Here is a 19,571-nt window from a genome sequence, read left to right as displayed (position 1 = left end):
GGCCCTCGGCGGAGCGCCCTCGGCCCGCTCGGTGATGTAGAGGCGCTTGAAGAACACCTGGTTCGCCATCCGCCTGGTGTCCGCGTTCGATCGGTCGTAGAGGGCCTGCGGATCGTCGGCCAGAGCGAGGGAATCGTCAATGAACTGGCGCTGGGCCGCGTAGTCCTGAGCCAGGTTGGCGATCTCACCGCGCACTATCTCCAGTTTCGCCGCCAGTTCCCTTTGCATCCGGCCCATCACGTCGCCGGCGAGGTTGCCCGCCAGGTGGGCGCGGACCAGTTGGTCTTGTTCGGCTTCGAGCTGGCGCGCCTCGGCGGTCTTGCCTTCCAGTTCGGGTTTGGCTGAGGCGACCAGTTCATCGAACTTGGAGTTCAGCGCGCCCCGTAGCGCCAGGCGGGTTTCGGGAGGGATGGTGATGGTGGCATAGTGGTCGCGGACCAGGTGCTCGACTTTGGCGATGGGAACGGCTTGGAAGTCGCAGTCGGTGGCCTTGTTGTGCCGCCCCGAGCAGACGAAGTACGGGTAGATGACGCCCTTTGGGTTCTTCGCGTTGACAATGATCAGCCTGGAGCGGCACAGGCCGCAGTAGACGGTGCCTTTCAAATAGTGGTCGTGAAGCTGGGTGCGATCGACAGCCGAGTTGTGTGATTCAAGGACGAGTTGGACCTGGGAGAACACCTCCGCGGGGACGATCGGCTCGTGGGCACCCTTGTAGGACGTGCCCCGGAAGACGACTGTGCCTTTGTAGTAAGGGTTGGTCAGTATCCGGTTGACGGCGTTCTTCGACAGCGGCCCGGCCGGGCGTTTCGGGGTCGGGACCGTGGTCAGGCCCCGGCGGTTCAGTTCCTCGCGCATCTGTGTGATGGTCCAGTCCCCCGAGGCGAACGCTTTGAACGCCCAAGTTATGAGCGGCGCGCGGTCGGGATCGACTCGGACGGTGCGGACCTCCCTACCCTGGGCGTCACGCACGCCAACGTTGAGGTAGCCGATAGGGGCGCGGTTCGGTGTGCCCCCGGTCAGCGCTTTCTGGGTCATACCTTTGACGGCCTCGGTCGACAGGTTGCGGGAGTAGAACTCCGCGATGGAGGACATGATGCCGTGCAACAGCATCCCGGACGGGGTCTCGTCGATGTTTTCCGACGCGGACACCAGCATCACCCCGGCCTGCTGGAGCGCCAGGTGGATCGTCACGTCATCGGCCCGGTTGCGGGCTAGCCGGTCAACCTTGTGGACGATGCAATAGGACACCCGGTGTTCGGCGACGTAAGCCAGCATCCGCTGGAGCGCGGGCCGGTCCGCCTTCCTAGCTGACTCTCCCGCGTCTGTGAACTCCTCGATGATCTCCGCGCCGAGTTGCTCGGCCTTGCGGTGGTTCGCTGCCCGCTGAGCCGGGATCGAGTAACCCTCGTCCTGGCCACCCTTCTCTGCCTGCTCCTTGGTTGAGACCCTAAGGTAGGTGACAGCCCGCGGCGTCGCGTGGCCCGCAGAGACGTTGCCAGCAGCGGCGATTGGTGACGCCATGACGCTTCCTCTCATTCAAACAGGATCGCCACAACAGACGATGCGGCTTGGCCAAGCGCGTCATGGTTCCGAACCTGCGGTTCGGACATTCCGCCCGTGAAGGCGGGGTGCTCGTGTCAGGTGATGCCTGGCTAAGCCGCATTTTAGTCCTATGCGGGCTGGGTTCGCAGCTTCTCGGGGCGCGGAGGCAGCTGCCTCCTCAGCATCGTCAGGCGATCCGCGCCGTTCTTGGGCGGCAGACCGCAGCTGATGGTGTGCATCAAGAAGACGTTGACCAGCGCTCCCTCATCCAAAGGATCGTTGGCCACTGAAACAACGCGCAGATCGCGGTCTTCTTGGCGCTTCCGGCGGGTCTTGGGCCTGTATGTCCTCGCCATCACTCCGCCTCCGCCTGACTGTCGGCGTCGATGGCGTCGGCGATCAGTTGGTAGTAGTGGTCTTCTTGGCGTCGGACCCGCTCCACGTGCCACATGACCACGCCAACGAGGTCTTCGTACCGGTTGGCGAGGTTGACTGGCGGGAGTTGGTCTTCGGGGTCGGGTTCGGGTTCGCCGGGCCAGGGCGCGAGCCGGGCGGGGCGGTCTTGATCCATCCGGGTGCCGAGCGTGGCGACGGCTTCCCGCATCCTGGTTTTCCATTCCTCCAGGTCGCGGAGGAACCCGAACGGCCCGGACCCGGACTGGTCGGGGTGGTGGGCGGCTTGCCAGTGGGTTCTGAGCGCGGAGAGGTGCTCGACCAGGAGTTGGTGGCGGTGCCAGAACGGGGGGACGATGTTGGCGGGCAGGTGGTAGGTGTGGCGGGCGTCTTCCACCCAGGCGTTCAGCGCCAGCCACTGGTGCTCCAACTCGTCGGAGGACAGGTTGGCCCACACTATTGGCGCGGGCGGCCCGTCCGTCGCCGAGGCGTTGCCGCCCAGGTCGATGCCGTCGTAGCCGTAGTCGCCGGGGTCGTCTGCTTCCGGGGCGCGTGGGTCGCGCGGGCCGGGCTCGGGTTGTTCAAGGTTCGCTTGTTGGTTCATGGCCGGGGCCTCACATTCCGATGGCGGCGCTCGTCGGCGCGGAGGCGGGCGGAAGGGCGTTGAGCCCGGCCGGGAAGCCGCCGGACTGGGCGGTCCGGGTCTCCCGCCCGGCGGGGCCGGTCTGCCGGGCAGGCACCTCGGCCTGCTGGGTTCGGGTTTGGCGGGGCCGGCGGTCGACTTGGTAGTCGGTGACGGCGGCGTCGTGGCCGATCCGGCGGGCGACGAATTCTTCCGCCTGCGTCGCTTGCCCGTCGGCGCCTGTGACGGTGTAAGCGCGGATGTGGCCCTCGGCGATGAACTTGTCGCCCTTGGCGAACCGGGCGGCGGCCCGCTCGGCGGAGCGGCGGTAGACCGCGAGGTCGTGGAACGTGGTGTCGTCTTGGGTGTAGGAGCCGTCCGGCTGACGGGTGAAGTGCTCTTGGCCTACTTTCATGTAGAGGCGCGCCTCGCCCGTCTCGGTGCGGGTCAGCCTCGGGGTCGAAGCGACGAAGCCGCTCATCGAGGTTTTGGTCGTGATGGGCATCAACGGTGTCCTTGCCGTTCACGCGGCCGCCCCTGTTGGCGGGCCGCTCTCACCGGCCAGGTGCGGCGCTTCCCCCGACGCGCGTGCCGGAACCATGCGGATTGCGGAGGCGGCGGGCTATCCGCCGGCGGAGCTGGCGTGGGCGGCGGCCCGCAGGTCGCCTTCCACTTGGGCGCGGTCGGCGGCGAGGTGTTTCCCGTCTTTCCTGGATGGCCAGGGGCGCAGGTCGGCGATGATGGGCCGGGCGGAGCGCAGCAGGACGACCCCGGTTCCGAACGGGAGGGTCCGGATCGCTTCTGGCGGCATGATGGGGACGCGGCGGATGGACCGTTGGGTGGACAGGCCCCCGGTCTCGGAGCGGGTGTCGGATGTGACGGCCTCGTCGCGTTCGCCGATCAGGGTTGAGATGTCTCTCAGGTCGGCCGGCGAGGACGCGCCGCCGAGGATGATTTTGACGATGGAGGCGTCCCAGATCGCGCCGGCCGCGTCCGCGCCCCAGCGGTCCCGGGCTTGCGCCAGGGACTGGAGGACGGGCATGGTGGTGATCCCGGTGCCGCCCCCTTCGGCCATCAGGGTCGGCAGGGACGGGAGGGGAGCGAGGTTCCCGACCTCGTCCAGCGCCAGCAGCAGGGGCGGGTCCAGTCGGGCGGCGGGCGAGCGGGCCGCGAGGTGCCGGGCGGTTTCCACGAGGTCTTCGATCAGGGCGGCGACCAGCGCGGCCGAGGCGCCCGCGCCGGCTCCGGTCGCCAGCAGGAACAGCGCGCCGGAGTCTTGGAGGAACCGGGCGGGGTCGAATTGCTCGTCCGGGCGGGGGCTGACCGCGGCCAGCACCCGCGGGTCGGCCAACGCCGAGAGTGACAGGGACACGCCCTGCCAGATCGAGTCGCGGGTGCGCGGGTCCGAGTTGATGGTGGCGTCCAACGCTTCCGCCCACCCGGTGGCCGCGCCGGGGTGGGAGCGGAGCGCGGAGACCGCGTCGATGGCGCTGTTCGGGTCCAGTGTCCACCGGAACAGTTCTTTGGCGTCGCGGCCGTCCAGGGCGGCGGCGTGGAGCAGCGCTTGGAGGGCGACCCTGGTTTTGCCTTCCCAGAACCCGCCGTTCTCGACCCCGCCGGCGCCGACCCCGGTCGCCGAGGCGAGCCCGGCGGCGCGGATCATCGCGGTCAGCGGCTCCTCGCAGCCCCGGACCGGCGACCACCGCAGCCCGGCGGGGAGGCCTTCGGCGAGGCGTTGCGGGTCGAACACCGCGACAGGGCCGGTCTTCTGGCGGGCTTTCAGCGTGGCGGTGAGGTTGTCGGGGCGGGTGGATGTGGTGACGACCGCGCCGGGCGCGTCCAGGATCGCGTTGATGACGACGTGGAGGCCTTTGCCGGAGCGGGGTGGCCCGATCAGGAGGATGCTGTCCTCCACTGACGCCCATATTTGTTGCCCGCGGCTGCGTCCGATCAGGTACCCGATGTCGCCGGGCCGAGGATCCTGGATGGAGGGCCGCAGGGTCCGGCCGCGCCGGACGAGGGCTTTTCCGGACGCGGCGCGGCGGGTCTCGTCGCGGCTCGCGGCGCCCGCCGCCCGGCGCGGGTCGGTTCTGGTCCGCTGGGCGCGGTCCCGCCAAGCGGCCCACGCCCACACGCCGGGCGCCGCCAGACCGGCGAGCATCAGCGCGGCCACAGCCCAATAGGCGACGGGGTTCAACCCCTCGGCGCCGAGCGCCGCGCCGGGATCGGCCGGGTCGAGCAGCACTTTGATCCCGGCGGCGAGCGGCCCGGACGGCTGGGGCCAGCGGGTCAGGAACGCGGCGAGACTGCCGGCGGCCCGCAACACCGCCCCGGACGCGGCGACCGAGAGGACGGCGGCGACGCCGAGGTTGGCGAGCGCGTCCCGCCCGGCGGGCGCCGCGGCCGGCGGGGTCACAGTTGGGAGGCGGGTTGGCGGACCGCGAGTGTGCCGGACAGCCGCCCGATCAGGGCGACATCCCCGGCGAGTTCCCGCACGTAGTCGGCGGGCAGTTCGACGACGGCGGTCCCGTCCAGGGCGGCGGTGGCCTCCGCCACCACGACCGCGAACGCCACAGTCTCGTTGGGGATGAACCCGTCCCCGCCGACTGCCACCGGCCCGCCGGAACCGTCGTCGGCGCTGGCCGCCGGCCGGGCGGCGGCGTGCCTCGCCCAGTGTCCGGGCCTGGCGGCGGCGGCCGGCTCGGCGGCGTCGCGCGGCCCCGCCGCCGCGCCCGGCGCGGGTTCGGTTGCCGCGGCCGCGGGCGTCGCGGCGGGCGTAGCGGCGCGCTCGTCCGGCACCCATCCTTGGTGGATGGTGCCGTCTGCTTCGGTGACGCGGGCCTGGAAGGGCGCGCGGAACAGCTGGCAGAAGTGGTCCAGGAGGCGCCCCATCTGGTCGCGGCGGCCCAGCGACGGGTCCGGCAGGGTGTAGGGGGCGCCGTGGAGTTCCACGGTCAGGGCGCCGGACTGGTCGGCGGCGATGGTCACGGCGGGCTGGTCCGCCGGCCAAGGTGATGCGGTCATGGGGTGTGGCTCCTTCAAGAGGTGGTTGCGGAACGGGTTCGGTCGGGCGGGGCGGCCCCGCCTCGACCCAGGTGCCCGCGGCGGCCCGGCACTGGTTGCCCGTCGAACCGAACAGCGGCGGGCCACGACGCCGAAATAGGCGGTGACCTGCGGTTTCTTGGGTGTGTCTCTAGTCCCGCGAGTTTGTTTTTGTGTCCGGTACCCAGTTGACGCATAGTAAGCAGGTGGTCTGCAGGTCCCTGGTGTCGTGAGATTCCCGACACGCCGTCATGAATATTGAAGATTCGGCTTTAATCGTGAATGATGAGCGCTGTGGCTGAACTGGCAGGGCGATGAACCTCGCTGTCGTGGGCAGCATCGGTTCGGCGCGCGAGCTGCGGACAGAGCAGGATGCGGCAGACTTCGAGCAAGAGTTGATCGACCAGTACGCGCTGGCAATGGCCGCCGCCGGACTGTCGGATGGCCATGTCGCCTCGGCCCGTGCCGTGGTGTTTGAGTTCCGCCGCAGCCTGGGCGGTCCGTTGTGGATCGCGTCTCCCGACGATGCCGACCGGTTCCTCGCGGCGTTGCACCGCGCGGGTCAGGCGGTGAGCACGAGGGCCGGCAAGGCGGGAATGATCGCGCAGTTCTACGACTTCCTGATCTCCCGCTACCAATCCGACGTGCACGCGCTGACCGGGTTTGTGGTCGACCAGCCTATTGACGAGTTCAACAGGCAGTCGGGTGCCAGTCTGGGCAAGGTGCGCGTGCCGCCCTCGGACGCGGAGGTCGACGCGCTGTTCGCGGGCTGGCGGGTCACGTTGGAGCAGGCTAGAAAGTTCCTGCCGGCGGCGCGGGACTATTTCGCGGCCTCCCTGTGGCGCAGGCTGGGGTTGCGAATAACGGAGAGCACGAAGCTGGACATCCGGGACTGGCGGCCCGGGCTGGGTGAGTTCGGCAAGCTGCATGTCAGGTTCGGGAAGGGCTCGCGCGGGCGCGGCCCGAAGCAGAGGCTGGTGCCCGCGATCAACGGCGCGGATCGGCTTATTGACTGGTGGCTGGCCCAAGTGCGGCACCTCTTCGGCCCGGACCGGGAGAACCCGGACGCGCCGATGATCCCCTCGGAGCGTTGCGACGGCGGGCTGGGCCGTTGTTCTCGGGCCAGCGACGACGTGCTGCGCAAGGGGCTGAAAGCCCAAACCGCAATCCACCTTCCAGCGTGGGCGGATCGAATGAGCCCCCATGTTCTCAGGCACTACTGCGCCTCGTCCCTGTACGGCGCCGGCATGGACCTAAAGGCCATCCAGGAGGTGCTTGGGCACGAGTGGCTGTCCACCACAACCCGATACATACACGTCGCCAGCGACCATATTGAGCAGGCGTGGGTTAGCGCGAACCGGCGCCTGGAGACCCGTTTCGGAGGGAGCGTATGAAGCGATGAAGTGGAACCTGCGTATCAGGGCTGCCGAGCGAGGCGTTTGGAAGTCCTCGGAGTTGCGGCGGATGTTGGCGGACGCCGGGCTGGAGATGAGCGCGGGCAAAATGTCTGGCCTGTGGGCCGGCGCCCCGACGACGATCCGGCTGGACGACTTGGACGTGATCTGCGCTGTGCTGGACTGCACGACTGCGGACCTGCTCACGCCCGAGCCGGACAAGGTCGCCGCCAGGCACCGCGACCTTGATGAGGAATCCAACGGCACCTCGCCGTCGATTGTGAAACCCGGGTTCAACGGCAAGAGGCCCGGTCCTCCGCTGTGAGCCCGGCACCCGGTCCCGACGCCAGGCTGCGACCGCCCAACAAGTGCGCCGGCTGCGGGGTGGCCCGCGCCGCCTGGACACGCCCGAGAGTGGACTTCTGCTACCACTGCCTGCCCGGAGGGCCGTTCTCCGCGCTGCGGATCGGCCGCCTACTTCAGCCAAGGCATGTGCGAGCGGTGCCACCCCGGCAGCCCGGAGTATGTGGGCTCCTGCCAAGACTGCCTCGCGTGGGGCGTCTACCGGAGGCACAACTGGAAATGCTGGCAGTGCCGCTGGTGGGCGGGCCACTACCCGGTCGGCGACTGCGCGTATTGCGGACGCCGTGTGCCGCTCGGAGACCAAGGAGGGTGCCGCCTGTGCCTAGAATCGGCCCGCTTGCTGACCGCGGCCGGCATGGCCCCCGACCTGTCCGCCGTCGCCCGTCACGGACAGCAGTTGTTCTTCGCCAACATGGCGCCCCGCGGCAAGCCGAAGCCCCCGAAGCGGTCGTTGCGCGCGGCGCGCGTCCTGCTCGACCAGGCCGACGCCCAGGCCCCCGCCGGGTGGGAACAACCCCCGCTGTTCGACATCGCCCCGAACGCGGAAGCGCTCCGGCGCTTGGCGACCGAGCGGGCGCGGGACTGGGCCTGGCGGACAGACGGGATCGTGTTTTCCCGCGCCGAGCAGTTCGGATGGTCGAAACGCCAGACCAACCAGGTCCGCCGGTCATTGAAGATGCTGCAGATCCTCGCTCCCGACGGCGCCACCTCGATCCGCGCCAGCGAAGTGGTCCGGCTGCGCCGCTACGACAGCGAGAGCAACGTCCGTTCCACGCTTGAGGTCCTCGACGCCGCCGGGCTCTTGGTGGACGACCGCGTGCCGGCCATCGACCGGTTCTTCGAGGGCAAGTTCGCCGGCCTCCCCGAGGCCATGCGGGGGCATCTTGAGCTGTGGTTCGACGTGATGCTCCACGGCAGCCGGACCCCACCCCGCCGCAAACCGCGTGAAGAATCGACTGTGCGAATCCAGGCCCGCGGCATCGCGCCCATAGTGGCCGCCTGGGCAGAAGCCGGACATGAGTCGTTCTCCGGGGTGACCGCCGAACTGATCGCCGCGTCCCTGCCCGCCGACCCCACGAACCGGCACGCCGCCACGCTTGGCTTCCGGTCCCTGTTCACGATCCTTAAGGGCCGCAAGCTGGTCTTCGCTGACCCGACGCGCGGACTGCGCCCCGGCCGCGGCGATGGAACCATCCCGATGCCGATGGACTCGGCCGTGATCCTCGGCGCCCTGAACCATCCAGACCCCGCGGTGGCGCTGGGCGTTGCGTTGGTAGCGTTCCACGCGCTCACCAACTCCCAGGTCCGCGCTCTCCAGTTGACCGACATCGTCGATGGCCGCCTGTCCCTCCCGGACGGTCGCGTCATCCCCCTGGCGGCGCCCGTCCTGGCGCGCCTGTCGGCGTGGCTCGACCACCGGTTCGCGAAATGGCCCAACACCCGCAACCAGCATCTGTTCGTCACGATGCAGACCGCGCCCCGACTGAACCAGCCCAGCCATTCCTTCCCATGGAAGAAGGCCGGCATATCGGCGCGCGCGTTGCGAGAAGACCGAATCCTCCAAGAAATCCACGCCGCCAACGGAGACGTCCGCCGTCTCTGCCACCTTTTCGGCATCGCCGTCGACTCCGCCCTGCGTTACGCCCACGCCCTAGACCTCGCCACCCGCGACAACGCCTCCTCAAACCGGCGCGTACCGGCGCCTCCCGTATCGGACTTGCTGACCGGCGGAACCGATGTGGGGCGCCGCGATGAGACGGTCGCGCCGCCAACCGCGGGCGGACCCACACGCCGACCAAACCTTGTCGTGATAGACGGTGGCGCGCGCCACCGTGGCAAGCTAGGAAAAGACGATTGAAATGGACGGAATCCAGATCGAACTCGCCACCATCCAAGCCGCCGACAGGGCCTTCGCCGCGCTGGCAGACGACCTCATCGGCGCAGTGCCCGACCCGGCCGAGGACACGGTCGGGGCGTTCATGGTGTGGACGCAGCTTGAGGCCGCCTGCGGTCTGGCGGCCGCCGAAACCCTGAAGGCTGTGCCCGCCCACCACCTTGACTGGGAGCGGATTGGGTTGGTCCTCGGGGTCACCGCGAGCGAGGCCCGCCACCGTTGGGAGCCCGAGGCGACCCCGCCTGACGGATCACCCGGCTGGGAATACTAGATCGGGGCACGCACGGCAGACCGCCACTCCCTGCCGACCGCGCCTGATCGACGGTGAGGCAGGCCAAGGCTCCCGAGTCAAGTCGCTGCCCATCCGGACGAACCGAAGGTCGGTAGACTCTCGCGTTGTGACAGCAAGGGAGCCGGCATGGCGCAAGAGGCAAGGCACTCGACCATGAGCGCGCGGCCGGCGGCGGCGCGCCAGCCGAAAATGAGCTTGACCGCCGAGAAGCCTTGCCTGGATCTTCCCGGAAGGGCCGATGGCCTGGATCTGGGGACCAGCGCTCAGCCCGGCGAGCAGTTGTGGCCGTTCTGCCCACCAATAGCGCGTCTGAGACTCCCGCCGACTGCGGCCGCGGTCATATGCAGCCGAAAGGCGGCCCCGCTGCGATGATCGTCAAAATCGTGCTGAAGAATTACCGTCGGTTCGCGGACGCGGTGGTCGAACTCGACAAGGGCTTGAACATCCTCGTCGGCGACAATGAGGCGGGCAAGTCCACGCTCCTTGAGGCCATCGATCTGGGACTGACCAAGCGCTGCAACGGCCGGTTCTTCGAGCAGGTATTGTCACATCATTTCATCACCTCATCAGTCGCGGACGCCTATGTCGAAGACGTGAGGGCGGGAAACCGGCCGCGTCCTCCTGAATTGCTGATCGAGTTGTATCTGGAAGACGGGCGGTCTACCGCCCGCCTCAAAGGCGACAACAACTCGCTCAGGGAGAATTCCCCCGGTTACAGGCTCAGCGCCTCACTCGACCCTGACTTCGAAGACGAATATCAGAGCTTCATAGCTAAGCCAGCCGAAGTCACGACGGTGCCGACCGAGTACTTCAGGGTCGATTGGACCGACTTCTCTGGTCAGCCGGTCAACGTGCGGGCTCAGCGCGTCAGGGCTTCCCTGATCGACGCATCGCGCATCCGCCTCCAGAGCGGAGCTGACCACCACCTGCGGCAAATCATCGCTGGAACTCTCGACGCCAAAGACCGTGCGCAACTCGCCCGCAGCTACCGCTTGCACCAGGAGCGGTTCACGGCGGATGCAGCGATCACAACGATCAACGAGTCGCTGGCCGCCAGCGGAGACGGGATCACCGACAAGAGCTTCACCCTTGAGATCGACACATCAGGGGCAAGCGGCTGGGAATCGGCCCTCGCCCCCCACCTGGACCGGCTGCCGTTCTCTTTCTCAGGCTCCGGCGAGCAGAACCGCCTGAAGATCCTGCTGGCGCTGGCGCGCCAGGTCGACGAGTCTCACGTGATCCTGATCGAAGAGCCGGAGAACCACCTTGCCTTCGCGAACCTGAACGCCTTGATCGAGCGGATCTCCAACCAAGCCGGCGGCCGTCAAGTCGTCATCGCCACGCACAGTTCTTTCGTGGTGAACAAGCTCGGCCTCGGACAGGTGAGGCTGCTCGGGGACTCCGGCACGAGCCCCCTGACCGATTTGCCCCCTGACACGCAGGACTACTTCAGAAAGCTCGCTGGCCATGACACATTGCGGCTCGTTCTGGCTCGAAAAGCCGTCTTGGTGGAAGGGCCAAGCGACGAGTTGGTTTTCCAGCGCGCCTATCACGACAAGAAGGGCAAACGTCCAATAGAAGACGGCGTCGATGTCATCAGCGTCCGCGGCCTGTCAGCGAAACGGTTCCTCGACCTGGCTATCCCCCTCAAGCGGAGGGTGGTCGTGCTGGCGGACAATGATGGCGACTTCGCCGCCAAGGTCGACAGACGGTATGAGGACTACGCCGCCCATGCGTTTATCACGATCTCCAGAAGCGAAGACGACGCGAACCCCACTCTGGAACCGCAGCTACTCGCCGCGAACGGGCTGGAAGCCACCAACCGGATCCTCGGCCGGAACCACCCCGACGAGAGCGCAATGCTCAACTACATGAAGGAAAACAAGACCGAAGTCGCTCTTCGCTTTCATGACACCGTCGAAGGAGTCATCTGGCCGGCATACATCGAGGAAGCGATCAATGCCCTCGGCTAACGAAGCCGTGATAGCGGCGGCCGGCTCCGGCAAGACCAAACGGCTCATAGACGAGGCGGTCGCCGACCCCGCCGCCCGGGTCCTCATCACCACCTACACGCGCGAAAACCTTCGCGAGATCAAGGCGCGCCTATGGCGAGAGCCGTGCTCGGCCCGCTGCGACGTGACCGCGATGACTTGGTTCGAGTTCCTGCTCCGTGACGGCGTGAAACCGTACCAAGACCACAAGACCGAGATCCTCAGCGTCAGGTCCATCAACTTTCAACGCGACGCCAAGGCTCCGCGTTACACCAAGGAAACTCAGTTTCACCCCTACTACGTCGACTCCGCGAACAACGTCTACAAGGACCGGGTGTCCGCCTTGGCCTGCAAGCTCGACGACTTGTCGGGAGGCAAGGTGGTGGCGAGAATCGCGGAATGCTTCGACCTCATCTTGATCGACGAGATGCAGGACCTGGCGGGCTGGGACCTCACCCTTCTTGAGCGCCTGTTGATGTCCCGCGCCCGTGTGGTGGCCGTGTGCGACCCGCGCCAGTCGGTCTATGTGACGAACTACTCTGCGAAGAACAGCGGGTTGCGTCGAGCCAAGGTCATCAAGTGGATCAATTCCCAGGAGAAGGCCCAACGGTTGAGGATCACCGAACAGACCGAGAGTTTCCGCTGCAACCAGGCGATCTGCGACTACGCCGACGCGCTTTACCCCGACATGCCGCCAACGACCAGCCGGAACACCACGGACGCGGGCGGCATGGGCGTTCACCTCGTCCGCGTCGGCGACCTCGACCAATACCGGGCGGAGACTGGGGCTCAGGAACTGCGCTGGCGGCAGGACAGCCGGTTTGCGTCGCCGGAAGGCCGAAACTTCGGCGAGGTCAAGGGCATGGCCTTCGACAGAGTCTTGATTCTGCCGACTGGCCCGATCACTCAGTACGTCGAGACTGGCGCGGACCTCAAGCCCGAGGCCCGGGCGAAGCTCTACGTCGCGGTGACGCGGGCACGCCACAGCGTCGGGATAATGACCACCTCGCGCACGACCAAGTCGGGCCTCCCGTTCTGGGCGCCGGCAGACCGCGAACAGCATTGACCGATGCTTCGCCGGGAACTTGCGGTCTCAGCTACCCTGAAACCAACGGCCAGACCCGCGAGTTCCCGGCTTATAAGGCTTCAGAATTTCTGAACTTGCGGGAAATTCACAGCATTTTGGCGCGGGTGTCGAACAATTCCAGTTCGGCGGGGTGGAGTTGGTGTTGGACGATGAAGGACCGGTCTTTGATGCGCCACAGTCCCTGTCCGGTGGCCAGGGTGGGCAGGATGTTGGTCTCGGCGCGGGTCAGGCCGAGCGCCTCGGCGGCGCCCCGGGTTTGGTCGGATTCCTGCCGGTAGACGATCCTGGTCTCGGCGTTGGCCAGCAAGCTCGCGGCGAGGGCGCGCATGGCGGTGCCTTGGTCGCCGACGTTGTCCAGGTCGCCGAGCCGGTGGAAGACCAGCATGTTCGCGATCCCGTAATGCCTGGCCAACCGCCACTGCGCGTCCATCCTCCTGAGCAGCGCCGGGTGGGACATCAGCCGCCACGCCTCGTCGTACACCACCCATCTTTGCCCGCCGGCCGGGTCGAGCAGGGCGGCCTCCATCCACGCCGACGAGCAGGTCATCAACACGCTGATCAACGTGGAGTTCTCGGCGACGGCGCTGAGGTCCAGCGACACCATCGGCAGGGCGGGGTCGAACCTGACCGTGGACGGCCCGTCGAACAGGCCGGCCAGGTCCCCCGCCACCAGGCGTCTCAGGGCGTGGCCGGCTTGGCGGCCGTCCTCCGTCAGCCGCCCGTCCGGGTCGTCCGCTTTGTCGGGGGCGAGCATCCGGTCCACCACCATCGGCAGGACCGGCACTTGGGCGGATTGGACCGCGCGGGCCAGCGCCAGGTCGACGCAGGTGTGCTCCAACGGGGTCAACGACCGGTCCAGAACGGTCTCGGCGAGCGCGCCCACCAGATCCCGGCGGCGGGCCGCCACCTGGGCGCGCCACTCCGCCTCGCCGAGGTGGCCCGGCCGGTAGCCCTCGTCCAACGGGTTGAGCCGGGCGGGCATCCCGTGCCCCAACCGGATCGCCTTCCCGCCGACCCGCTCCGCTATTCGCGCGTGCTCCCCTTTCGGGTCACCGGGAATGTAGACCCGCCGCCCGAACGGAATCGACCGGGCGTACAGCGACTTGGCGAGGGAGGATTTCCCGGAGCCGACTATCCCGGCCAGGACGATGTTCGGGGCGGTGATCGCCCCCGCCCTGTACAGCACCCACGGGTCGTACACGAAGCTGGACCCGCCGTACAGGTCTTGGCCTACGAACACCCCCTCCGGGCCGAGCCCGCCCTCCGCGATGAACGGGTACGCGCCCGCCAGGACCGCGGTCGTGTCCTGGTGCTTCGGCAGCCGAAGCCTCCCTTTGGCGCGCAGCTGCTCCGGGCCGGCCTCGCCCGCCGCCGGCAGGTAGGCGGCGTCCCCGGCCTCCCGCCGGGCGGCCGCCCTGGCGGCCTTCGCCCGGTCCCGCTCGGCGCGGCGAGCCTCCTCGACCACCGCCCGTGCGGCCCTGGCCTGCCGTTTCCTCTCGCTCCGGGGCTGCTTGGCCGGCTGGGCCAGCACCGAGGCGTATAGACGTTGCTTCGCGCTCACGTGGGACAGGTGCGCGGCTCACGGTGTCAGACCCCGCATGTAGCGTCGGTCGCGTGCCGCGAGGACCGGGGCGCGTGACAAGCGCGCGCTATCCGGGGCGGGGGAAGGAGTTGTGATGAAAACGAGGATCAGGATCGACGAGAGGGAGTTGGAACGCGTGGTGAGCGACGCGGCCCGAAAGGCCGCGGACGCGAAGAACGCCGAGATGCGGCGGCTCGCCGCCGAGTACAGGGGCCGGCCGACCGGAGAGGTCAAACCAGCCGTCGTGGCGCTGTTCACCCGCGACGGCGGCCGCTTGCCCGACGACGAGGCCGCCAAGTACGCCAGGATGATCAGCGAGGGAAAGCTGATCGAGTTCAGGGTCGGGGGCGCCGGGTAGCGGCCGTCCGCCCCTCCCCGCCGCCGGTCAGACGGGGCGGGCGAGGGGCAGGGCGGCGGCGGTGAACGCTTGGGCTTGCTGGCCGACCAGGGTCCTGGTCTCGCAGGACGCTTGGACGGCGGCTTGCTCGACGGCGGCCAGGGCGGCTTGCAGCCCCGGTTCGGTGGGGGCGGTGACGGCGATCAGCCCGGTGTAGCGGCACACGCCGTGCCCGGACGCCAGGTCGGCTTCCTGCGCCAGGACGTCTTGGTATTCGGCCTGCTGGGCGGCGTCTTCGATTTGCCCGATCCGGGCGCGCTGGGTTTGGTCCGCCAAATGCTCGGTCTTCTTTTTCCGCAGGTCGCGGGCGGCCTGGTCGGCCCGCATCGGCTCCACGGTCAGGGAGAACGCACGCCTGATCCCGGACGAGAGCAGCAGCGGCGCGAGGAAGCCGGGGAACACCTGGGAGCGGGGCCACTCCGAGATCCACAGCACCGCGTGGAACCCCGTGTCGGTGCGCATCCGCGCCCACGACTCCCGCACCGCGACCGGCCCCGCCTGAGCCAGGTCGCGGCCCAACTGGGGGTTGGCCTCCAAGCGGCGGGCGGCGTCAGGGTCGTAGGCGGTTCTGAGCGCGAACGCGAGTTCTTCCGGCCCCCACCATCTCGCGACACGCAGGTCGGCGGCGCGCAGCGCAGTCGCCAGGGTGGCGCATTCTTGGCCGAGCACGGCGGCGGCGCCTTTGATCCCGCCGCCGGCACCCCGGACCGCCCGGACGGCGGCCTTCAGGTCCAACGCCACCGAGATAGTGGTTTGGTGGCGTTCGGAGGCGGGACCGGCCCGGTCGATCAGGTCCCGGTACACCCGCGCGGTCCAAGACCCGTCGTCCCGGCCGTGTTTCCGCCACCAGTCGGCCAGGCCGGTGCCGGAGTCCGGCAGGGTCCGCTCCAGGATTTGGACGCGGGCGACCCGGCCGGACCGGCAGCACGACGCCAGCACCCTCCCCCAGGTTTGGACGCGGCGTTCCTGGTCCAGCGGGTCCAGCAGGACGAATGACGGGTGGGCGAGCTCCGCTGTCGCGGTCAGGGTCTGGTTGTGCGGGTCGTGGACCATGACCGCCCCGGTGGCGGGGTCCTGGTGCTGCCGCAACGCGGCGGCGTCGCCCGGCAGGGCGAGGGTCCCGGCGGGTCGGGGCTTGGCGATGCGGCGTCGGTACACGGTTTGGCCTCCCCAGCTGCGTGACGCCCACCGGCAGACAACAGGCGCCCATACGATCAGTTTCCTTCCGCCCACCCCGGCCAGGGCGAGGCACGCGCCAGCCGCCCAGACGGGCGCGGTCCACGCCAACCCCGCCGCGCCGCCCGAATACAGCCCGCCGACCAGCGCGGCGGCTGCCGCCGCCAGGCAGGCCAGTTGCGGGCCCGCCAAGCCGAGCAGGAGGCCGCGCCTGGTCAGGCGGGAGAACTTCACCGGCCCAAGCTCGCGGTGTTCCGGCCTGGCCGCGCCCACCGGTCACACCCCGCCCGCGCCCGGCCCAGGCGAGGGAGCCGGTCCAGGCGGGTTGGGAGGAGCCGGGCTCGGCGCGGGCGCCGGGCCGCCAGACGGCGGCGGTGCGGCGGGCTGCGGGGTCGGCGGGGGCCCCGCCGCGCCAGCCGTCCCGGAGGCGGCTCCGCCGACAACGCCGCCGAGGGCCGGCCCGGCGGTCGCCGCCCCTTTGACCACCCGCGCGCCGACGATCACCGCGGCGGCTGGCCCGCCGGCCGCCGCCCCGGCCGAAGCTCCGCCCGCCGACCCGGCGGAAGCGCCACCGGCGGCCGCGCCGCCCGAAGCTCCGCCGCCAGTCCCGGCGGCTGCGGGCGCGGCGGCCTGGCCGCCGCCGGGCGGACCCGCGGTCGGGGCTCCTGTCCCGCCGGCGGCGGGCGGGAGGACGGTTTGCGGGTTGCCGGCCGGGACGCGGACGGGCAGGGGCCGGTTGACGGCGTGTTTGGCTTCTTGCTCCGCGGACATCAGGTGGTACATGTCGGCGCCCATGAACGCCGCCAGCTTGTAGGTCATGTAGGGGGCGAACGCGGCGACCAGCATTAACACCACCCCCGCGATGGGCTCGGACACGGATTGCAGGTCGGGGGCTATCGGGGAGGCGGTCTGGGTGACCGCGACCAGCAAGATCACCACCAGCACGAGCTTGGAGACGATCAGCGCGATCGTGAACGACGCCCATTTCGAGAACCAGCCCCGGGTCGCGTCCCACGACGCGCCCGCCAAGGCGAACGGCGCCAGCACGACGGACACCAGGATCAGGGCTTTGCGGATCAGCAAGCTGAACCAGACGATCAGTGCGGAGCTGATGGCCAGCCCGGCCAGGAAGATGGTGATGATCGCGCCGACCCCGGGCGCGGTCAGGTTGATCGCGGTCAGCCCGGCCGCCAGCAGCGCGATCTTTCCGCCCATGTCCGCCATGGTGGTGCCGGACGCCTGCACTATCCCGACGCATATCTGGTCCGTGGCCTCAAGCAGCAGACCCGTCAACGCGAGGGCGAGGAACGACCCGAGCACCGACTTCGCCAACCCCGCCACGGCGCGTCCCAAGGCGCCGCCCTCCCGGCGGGCCAGCCCAGTGATCAGCTGGAGGGCGAAGAACACGAGCATCACCAGGCAGGCGATCCCGAACACCAGCGCGTAAACCCTCCTGTAACCTGCGTTGGTCACATCGACCATGGTGGTCGTGTCGAATACGTTCCAGACCTGCTCGAACACCCATCCGGCCGCTTGGCCCATCGCGGAGGCCAGCCAGTCGAACGGCGCCGAGATCAACGTCGCGGCGCCCTCCCCGGCCACGTCGCACACCGTCGAGATCACCGGAACATCGCAAACACCCATCGCCTAGACCTCCCCAATCCCCTCGCGCGGCGGTGTTTCCCAAGGCCGCGGCCTGTGGTTTCGCTATACGGCTTGGCCGACGCCCCAGAAGAAATTGACCAAAGTGACACTCGCTCCGCAGACAACCGCGGCGGCGCAGGACACGACCACACCGACCTTGCCGCGCGACGCGAGGTGCGGGTTGGACGAGTTCGACCCGAACCCCCACACGATCGCCGAGACGATCAACGCCAGGACGGACAGGATCAGACCGATCGTCATGATCGCCCCGACGATCGTCTTCAACTGGCTGATGCCGGGCAGGCCGGTGTCGTTCGGGGTGATGTCGATGTCGGCTGGCAGGCCGGCCGCAAAAACGGTCAGGGTTTCAACGAGGGCGTTGACCACGGTTCGCTCCTTCAAGTCGGCGGTCCCGAGACGGCCCGCTCCGGGTGTCGGTCGAAGCCAAGGTGCGGGCCGGCACCCAAACCCCGGCCCGGCTTCGGCCGTCCCACCGGCTGCGGGCCAGGCGATATGGCTTGGAGAAGGGCCGGCGCCGCCGCAGAGGGGCCGGCCGGCTCTGCGCGGTCGCGCCGGGCGACGAAAGCCGCCCGGCCGTGAGCCCGGCGGTCGCCCGTGAGCGCCGTTCGCTTCTCCCGGCCCGCGGCGGTGAGGGAGACCCCGGCGCGGGCTCAAGTCTCCGGGCGGCGCCGGGACCTGCGGCTCGGGCGGGCCGCGGGTTTACAGGGTTTCGCCCACGCCGATGAGGAAGTTGATCCAGGCGATGGCGCCGCCGGCGGCCGTGGCGGCGCCGAGCGCGGTTAGCAGCCCGGTCTTGCCTTTCGCGGCCAATTGCCAGTTGCCCTGTTGTTCGCCGTAGGCCCAGCAGACCGCGGAGACGACCATGGAGGCGACCGCGGCGACCAGCACCACGGTCAGCAACGCGCCGACCGCTTCAGCGAGCGCGTCCCCGGTGACGGCCGAGAAGTCCGGGGTCACGGGGCGGCCTGTTCCAGGTGGCAGCCCGCCGCGGATAGGTCCGGCCCGCCCAGGCCCTCCGCGCCGTGCCCGGCCAGCCAGGCGTCGGGGTCTGTGGCCTGGTTCCGGTCGGCGCCGACCCGGATCTCGAAGTGGAGGTGGGGGCCGGTCGAGCGGCCGGACGAGCCGACGTCGGCGATGTGCTGCCCGGCCGCGACCTGGTCGCCGGCCTTCACATACAGGTGCCCGTCCCACATGTGCGCGTACAGCGACGCGGCCGGCTCCCCGCCAATGACATGGTCGACGATGATTGCGTTGCCGTATCCGCTGGACGGCCCCGCGAACACGACTTGGCCGTCCATGGCGGCCAGGATCGGGGTGCCGTCCGCCGCGGAGTAGTCGGTCCCGGCGTGCAAGCGCCAGGTCCCCAGGATCGGATGCCACCGCCACCCGAACGGCGACGTTTTCACCCAAGTGCCGGACGGCAGCGGGAACACCACCCGTCCCGACCCCGGTGGGTCTCCCCCGCCGCCTGGGCTGGTCAGCGCGGCCAGGACCGTCTCCGCGGCGGGCTCCCAGTTGGCGTACCGGTCGGGGTAGGCGGACGCCTCGACCGCTTGGGCAGCGTCGCCTTTCGGCATCGTCTCCCATCCGGGCACGTCCAGCAGCCCCCGAGGCGACGGGTGGTTCGGGCCGGTGGGTCCCCCGTAGAACGCCCTGGCTTGGTAGGCGGGGTCCATCAGGTCCGCCACGGTCCCCCAGCCGGTCTCGTGGCGCATCTGGAACAACCCCAGGCTGTCGTGGTCGGAGCCGTCCCCGTCGTTCGGGTAGTCGCCGGACTCGGGGTAGGCGCCCACGTTGGACAGCATCCTCAGCGTGGACTCCGTCAGTGCGGCCATCAACGCGACGACGATGCCGTCGCCTCCCACCCCGCTGGTCCGGGCGCCGGTTTCGATGATCGTCGCGGCGTGCCCCAGCTGCCGGCGGTTCAACACGGTCTTCGCGCCATCGGCGGTCTCGACTTCCAACTCGTCCGGTATCGCGCCCACGGTGACCGTGTTGATCACGCAGGAGCCTTTCGCGGCCGGGTTCATCAACAACCCCACCGCGATCAGCGGCAACCCGGGCGCCAGCAGCAGCCCGCCCGCCGCCAGGCCGGCCAGGATCTTCTTCACCGCGGTCCCCTTCCCGTCGC

19 protein-coding genes are annotated in these 19,571 nt (G+C 69.2%); 7 read left to right on the top strand and 12 right to left on the bottom strand.

What is annotated here, in order from left to right; translation table 11 throughout:
* The 6 genes from LBC97_11895 to LBC97_11870 all read right to left on the bottom strand — a co-directional run.
* On the bottom strand, nucleotides 1-1,521 hold a 1,521-nt coding region (locus tag LBC97_11895; protein ID MDR2566729.1), incomplete at its 3' end, for a recombinase family protein.
* A gap of 149 nt (nucleotides 1,522-1,670) precedes the next feature.
* Nucleotides 1,671-1,898 (bottom strand): hypothetical protein, encoded by a 228-nt coding sequence (locus tag LBC97_11890; protein ID MDR2566728.1) that lies wholly within the window; start codon nucleotides 1,896-1,898, stop codon nucleotides 1,671-1,673.
* A complete protein-coding gene (locus LBC97_11885; protein ID MDR2566727.1) occupies nucleotides 1,898-2,539 on the bottom strand; it encodes a hypothetical protein in 642 nt (213 codons plus the stop codon). The genes LBC97_11890 and LBC97_11885 overlap by 1 nt, the downstream gene beginning before the upstream one ends.
* A gap of 10 nt (nucleotides 2,540-2,549) precedes the next feature.
* A complete protein-coding gene (locus LBC97_11880) occupies nucleotides 2,550-3,062 on the bottom strand; it encodes a single-stranded DNA-binding protein (GenBank protein MDR2566726.1) in 513 nt (170 codons plus the stop codon).
* A 117-nt stretch (nucleotides 3,063-3,179) separates the two neighbouring features.
* Nucleotides 3,180-4,973, bottom strand: coding sequence for a TraM recognition domain-containing protein (locus tag LBC97_11875; GenBank protein MDR2566725.1), 1,794 nt, complete (start codon nucleotides 4,971-4,973; stop codon nucleotides 3,180-3,182).
* On the bottom strand, nucleotides 4,970-5,581 hold the full coding sequence (locus tag LBC97_11870) for a hypothetical protein (protein MDR2566724.1): 612 nt from the start codon (nucleotides 5,579-5,581) through the stop codon (nucleotides 4,970-4,972). Before LBC97_11870 ends, LBC97_11875 begins: the two co-directional genes overlap by 4 nt.
* A gap of 332 nt (nucleotides 5,582-5,913) precedes the next feature.
* Here LBC97_11870 and LBC97_11865 point away from each other — a divergent pair, with 332 nt between their 5' ends.
* From LBC97_11865 to LBC97_11840, 6 genes are all read left to right on the top strand, one after another.
* Complete coding sequence (locus LBC97_11865; GenBank protein MDR2566723.1) at nucleotides 5,914-6,993, top strand: tyrosine-type recombinase/integrase; 1,080 nt, start codon at nucleotides 5,914-5,916, stop codon at nucleotides 6,991-6,993.
* Between the two features lie 4 nt (nucleotides 6,994-6,997).
* A complete protein-coding gene (locus tag LBC97_11860; protein ID MDR2566722.1) occupies nucleotides 6,998-7,318 on the top strand; it encodes a helix-turn-helix transcriptional regulator in 321 nt (106 codons plus the stop codon).
* Between the two features lie 375 nt (nucleotides 7,319-7,693).
* Complete coding sequence (locus LBC97_11855) at nucleotides 7,694-9,214, top strand: hypothetical protein (GenBank protein ID MDR2566721.1); 1,521 nt, start codon at nucleotides 7,694-7,696, stop codon at nucleotides 9,212-9,214.
* Nucleotide 9,215: 1 nt separating this feature from the next.
* The gene (locus tag LBC97_11850) at nucleotides 9,216-9,521 is read left to right on the top strand and encodes a hypothetical protein (protein ID MDR2566720.1); all 306 of its coding nucleotides are present in this window, start codon (nucleotides 9,216-9,218) and stop codon (nucleotides 9,519-9,521) included.
* Between the two features lie 389 nt (nucleotides 9,522-9,910).
* The gene (locus LBC97_11845) at nucleotides 9,911-11,515 is read left to right on the top strand and encodes an AAA family ATPase (GenBank protein MDR2566719.1); all 1,605 of its coding nucleotides are present in this window, start codon (nucleotides 9,911-9,913) and stop codon (nucleotides 11,513-11,515) included.
* On the top strand, nucleotides 11,502-12,599 hold the full coding sequence (locus LBC97_11840; GenBank protein MDR2566718.1) for a UvrD-helicase domain-containing protein: 1,098 nt from the start codon (nucleotides 11,502-11,504) through the stop codon (nucleotides 12,597-12,599). The genes LBC97_11845 and LBC97_11840 overlap by 14 nt, the downstream gene beginning before the upstream one ends.
* A 106-nt stretch (nucleotides 12,600-12,705) precedes the next feature.
* Here LBC97_11840 and LBC97_11835 read toward each other — a convergent pair whose 3' ends face one another.
* Complete coding sequence (locus tag LBC97_11835) at nucleotides 12,706-14,181, bottom strand: ATP-binding protein (GenBank protein ID MDR2566717.1); 1,476 nt, start codon at nucleotides 14,179-14,181, stop codon at nucleotides 12,706-12,708.
* 115 nt (nucleotides 14,182-14,296) lie between these two features.
* On the opposite strand from LBC97_11835, the gene LBC97_11830 reads away from it, so the two are divergent.
* The gene (locus tag LBC97_11830; GenBank protein MDR2566716.1) at nucleotides 14,297-14,560 is read left to right on the top strand and encodes a hypothetical protein; all 264 of its coding nucleotides are present in this window, start codon (nucleotides 14,297-14,299) and stop codon (nucleotides 14,558-14,560) included.
* Nucleotides 14,561-14,587: 27 nt separating this feature from the next.
* On the opposite strand, the gene LBC97_11825 is transcribed toward LBC97_11830, so the two are convergent.
* From LBC97_11825 to LBC97_11805, 5 genes are all read right to left on the bottom strand, one after another.
* Nucleotides 14,588-16,009, bottom strand: coding sequence for a PrgI family protein (locus LBC97_11825; GenBank protein ID MDR2566715.1), 1,422 nt, complete (start codon nucleotides 16,007-16,009; stop codon nucleotides 14,588-14,590).
* Nucleotides 16,010-16,051: 42 nt separating this feature from the next.
* Entirely contained in the window at nucleotides 16,052-17,419 is a 1,368-nt protein-coding gene (locus tag LBC97_11820) for a conjugal transfer protein TrbL (GenBank protein ID MDR2566714.1), read from the bottom strand.
* 63 nt (nucleotides 17,420-17,482) lie between these two features.
* Nucleotides 17,483-17,806, bottom strand: coding sequence for a DUF6112 family protein (locus LBC97_11815; GenBank protein MDR2566713.1), 324 nt, complete (start codon nucleotides 17,804-17,806; stop codon nucleotides 17,483-17,485).
* A gap of 333 nt (nucleotides 17,807-18,139) precedes the next feature.
* Entirely contained in the window at nucleotides 18,140-18,397 is a 258-nt protein-coding gene (locus tag LBC97_11810) for a DUF6112 family protein (GenBank protein MDR2566712.1), read from the bottom strand.
* Nucleotides 18,394-19,551 (bottom strand): peptidoglycan DD-metalloendopeptidase family protein, encoded by a 1,158-nt coding sequence (locus LBC97_11805; protein MDR2566711.1) that lies wholly within the window; start codon nucleotides 19,549-19,551, stop codon nucleotides 18,394-18,396. The genes LBC97_11810 and LBC97_11805 overlap by 4 nt, the downstream gene beginning before the upstream one ends.
* Between the last annotated feature and the right edge of the window lie 20 nt (nucleotides 19,552-19,571).

Source organism: Bifidobacteriaceae bacterium, from assembly GCA_031281585.1.
Taxonomy (GTDB): Bacteria; Actinomycetota; Actinomycetes; order Actinomycetales; family WQXJ01; genus JAIRTF01.
The sequence above is the reverse complement of the archived record's forward strand: the minus strand, read 5'-3'. Positions and strand labels throughout refer to the sequence as shown.

Bases quoted from the DNA above. Each gene is read 5' to 3' on its own strand.
- LBC97_11860 (MDR2566722.1), top strand. From the start codon at position 6,998: ATGAAGTGGAACCTGCGTATCAGGGCTGCCGAGCGAGGCGTTTGGAAG.
- LBC97_11890 (MDR2566728.1), bottom strand. From the start codon at position 1,898: ATGGCGAGGACATACAGGCCCAAGACCCGCCGGAAGCGCCAAGAAGAC.
- LBC97_11840 (MDR2566718.1), top strand. From the start codon at position 11,502: ATGCCCTCGGCTAACGAAGCCGTGATAGCGGCGGCCGGCTCCGGCAAG.
- LBC97_11845 (MDR2566719.1), top strand. From the start codon at position 9,911: ATGATCGTCAAAATCGTGCTGAAGAATTACCGTCGGTTCGCGGACGCG.
- LBC97_11880 (MDR2566726.1), bottom strand. From the start codon at position 3,062: ATGCCCATCACGACCAAAACCTCGATGAGCGGCTTCGTCGCTTCGACC.
- LBC97_11820 (MDR2566714.1), bottom strand. From the start codon at position 17,419: ATGGGTGTTTGCGATGTTCCGGTGATCTCGACGGTGTGCGACGTGGCC.
- LBC97_11850 (MDR2566720.1), top strand. From the start codon at position 9,216: ATGGACGGAATCCAGATCGAACTCGCCACCATCCAAGCCGCCGACAGG.
- LBC97_11830 (MDR2566716.1), top strand. From the start codon at position 14,297: ATGAAAACGAGGATCAGGATCGACGAGAGGGAGTTGGAACGCGTGGTG.
- LBC97_11885 (MDR2566727.1), bottom strand. From the start codon at position 2,539: ATGAACCAACAAGCGAACCTTGAACAACCCGAGCCCGGCCCGCGCGAC.
- LBC97_11870 (MDR2566724.1), bottom strand. From the start codon at position 5,581: ATGACCGCATCACCTTGGCCGGCGGACCAGCCCGCCGTGACCATCGCC.
- LBC97_11865 (MDR2566723.1), top strand. From the start codon at position 5,914: ATGAACCTCGCTGTCGTGGGCAGCATCGGTTCGGCGCGCGAGCTGCGG.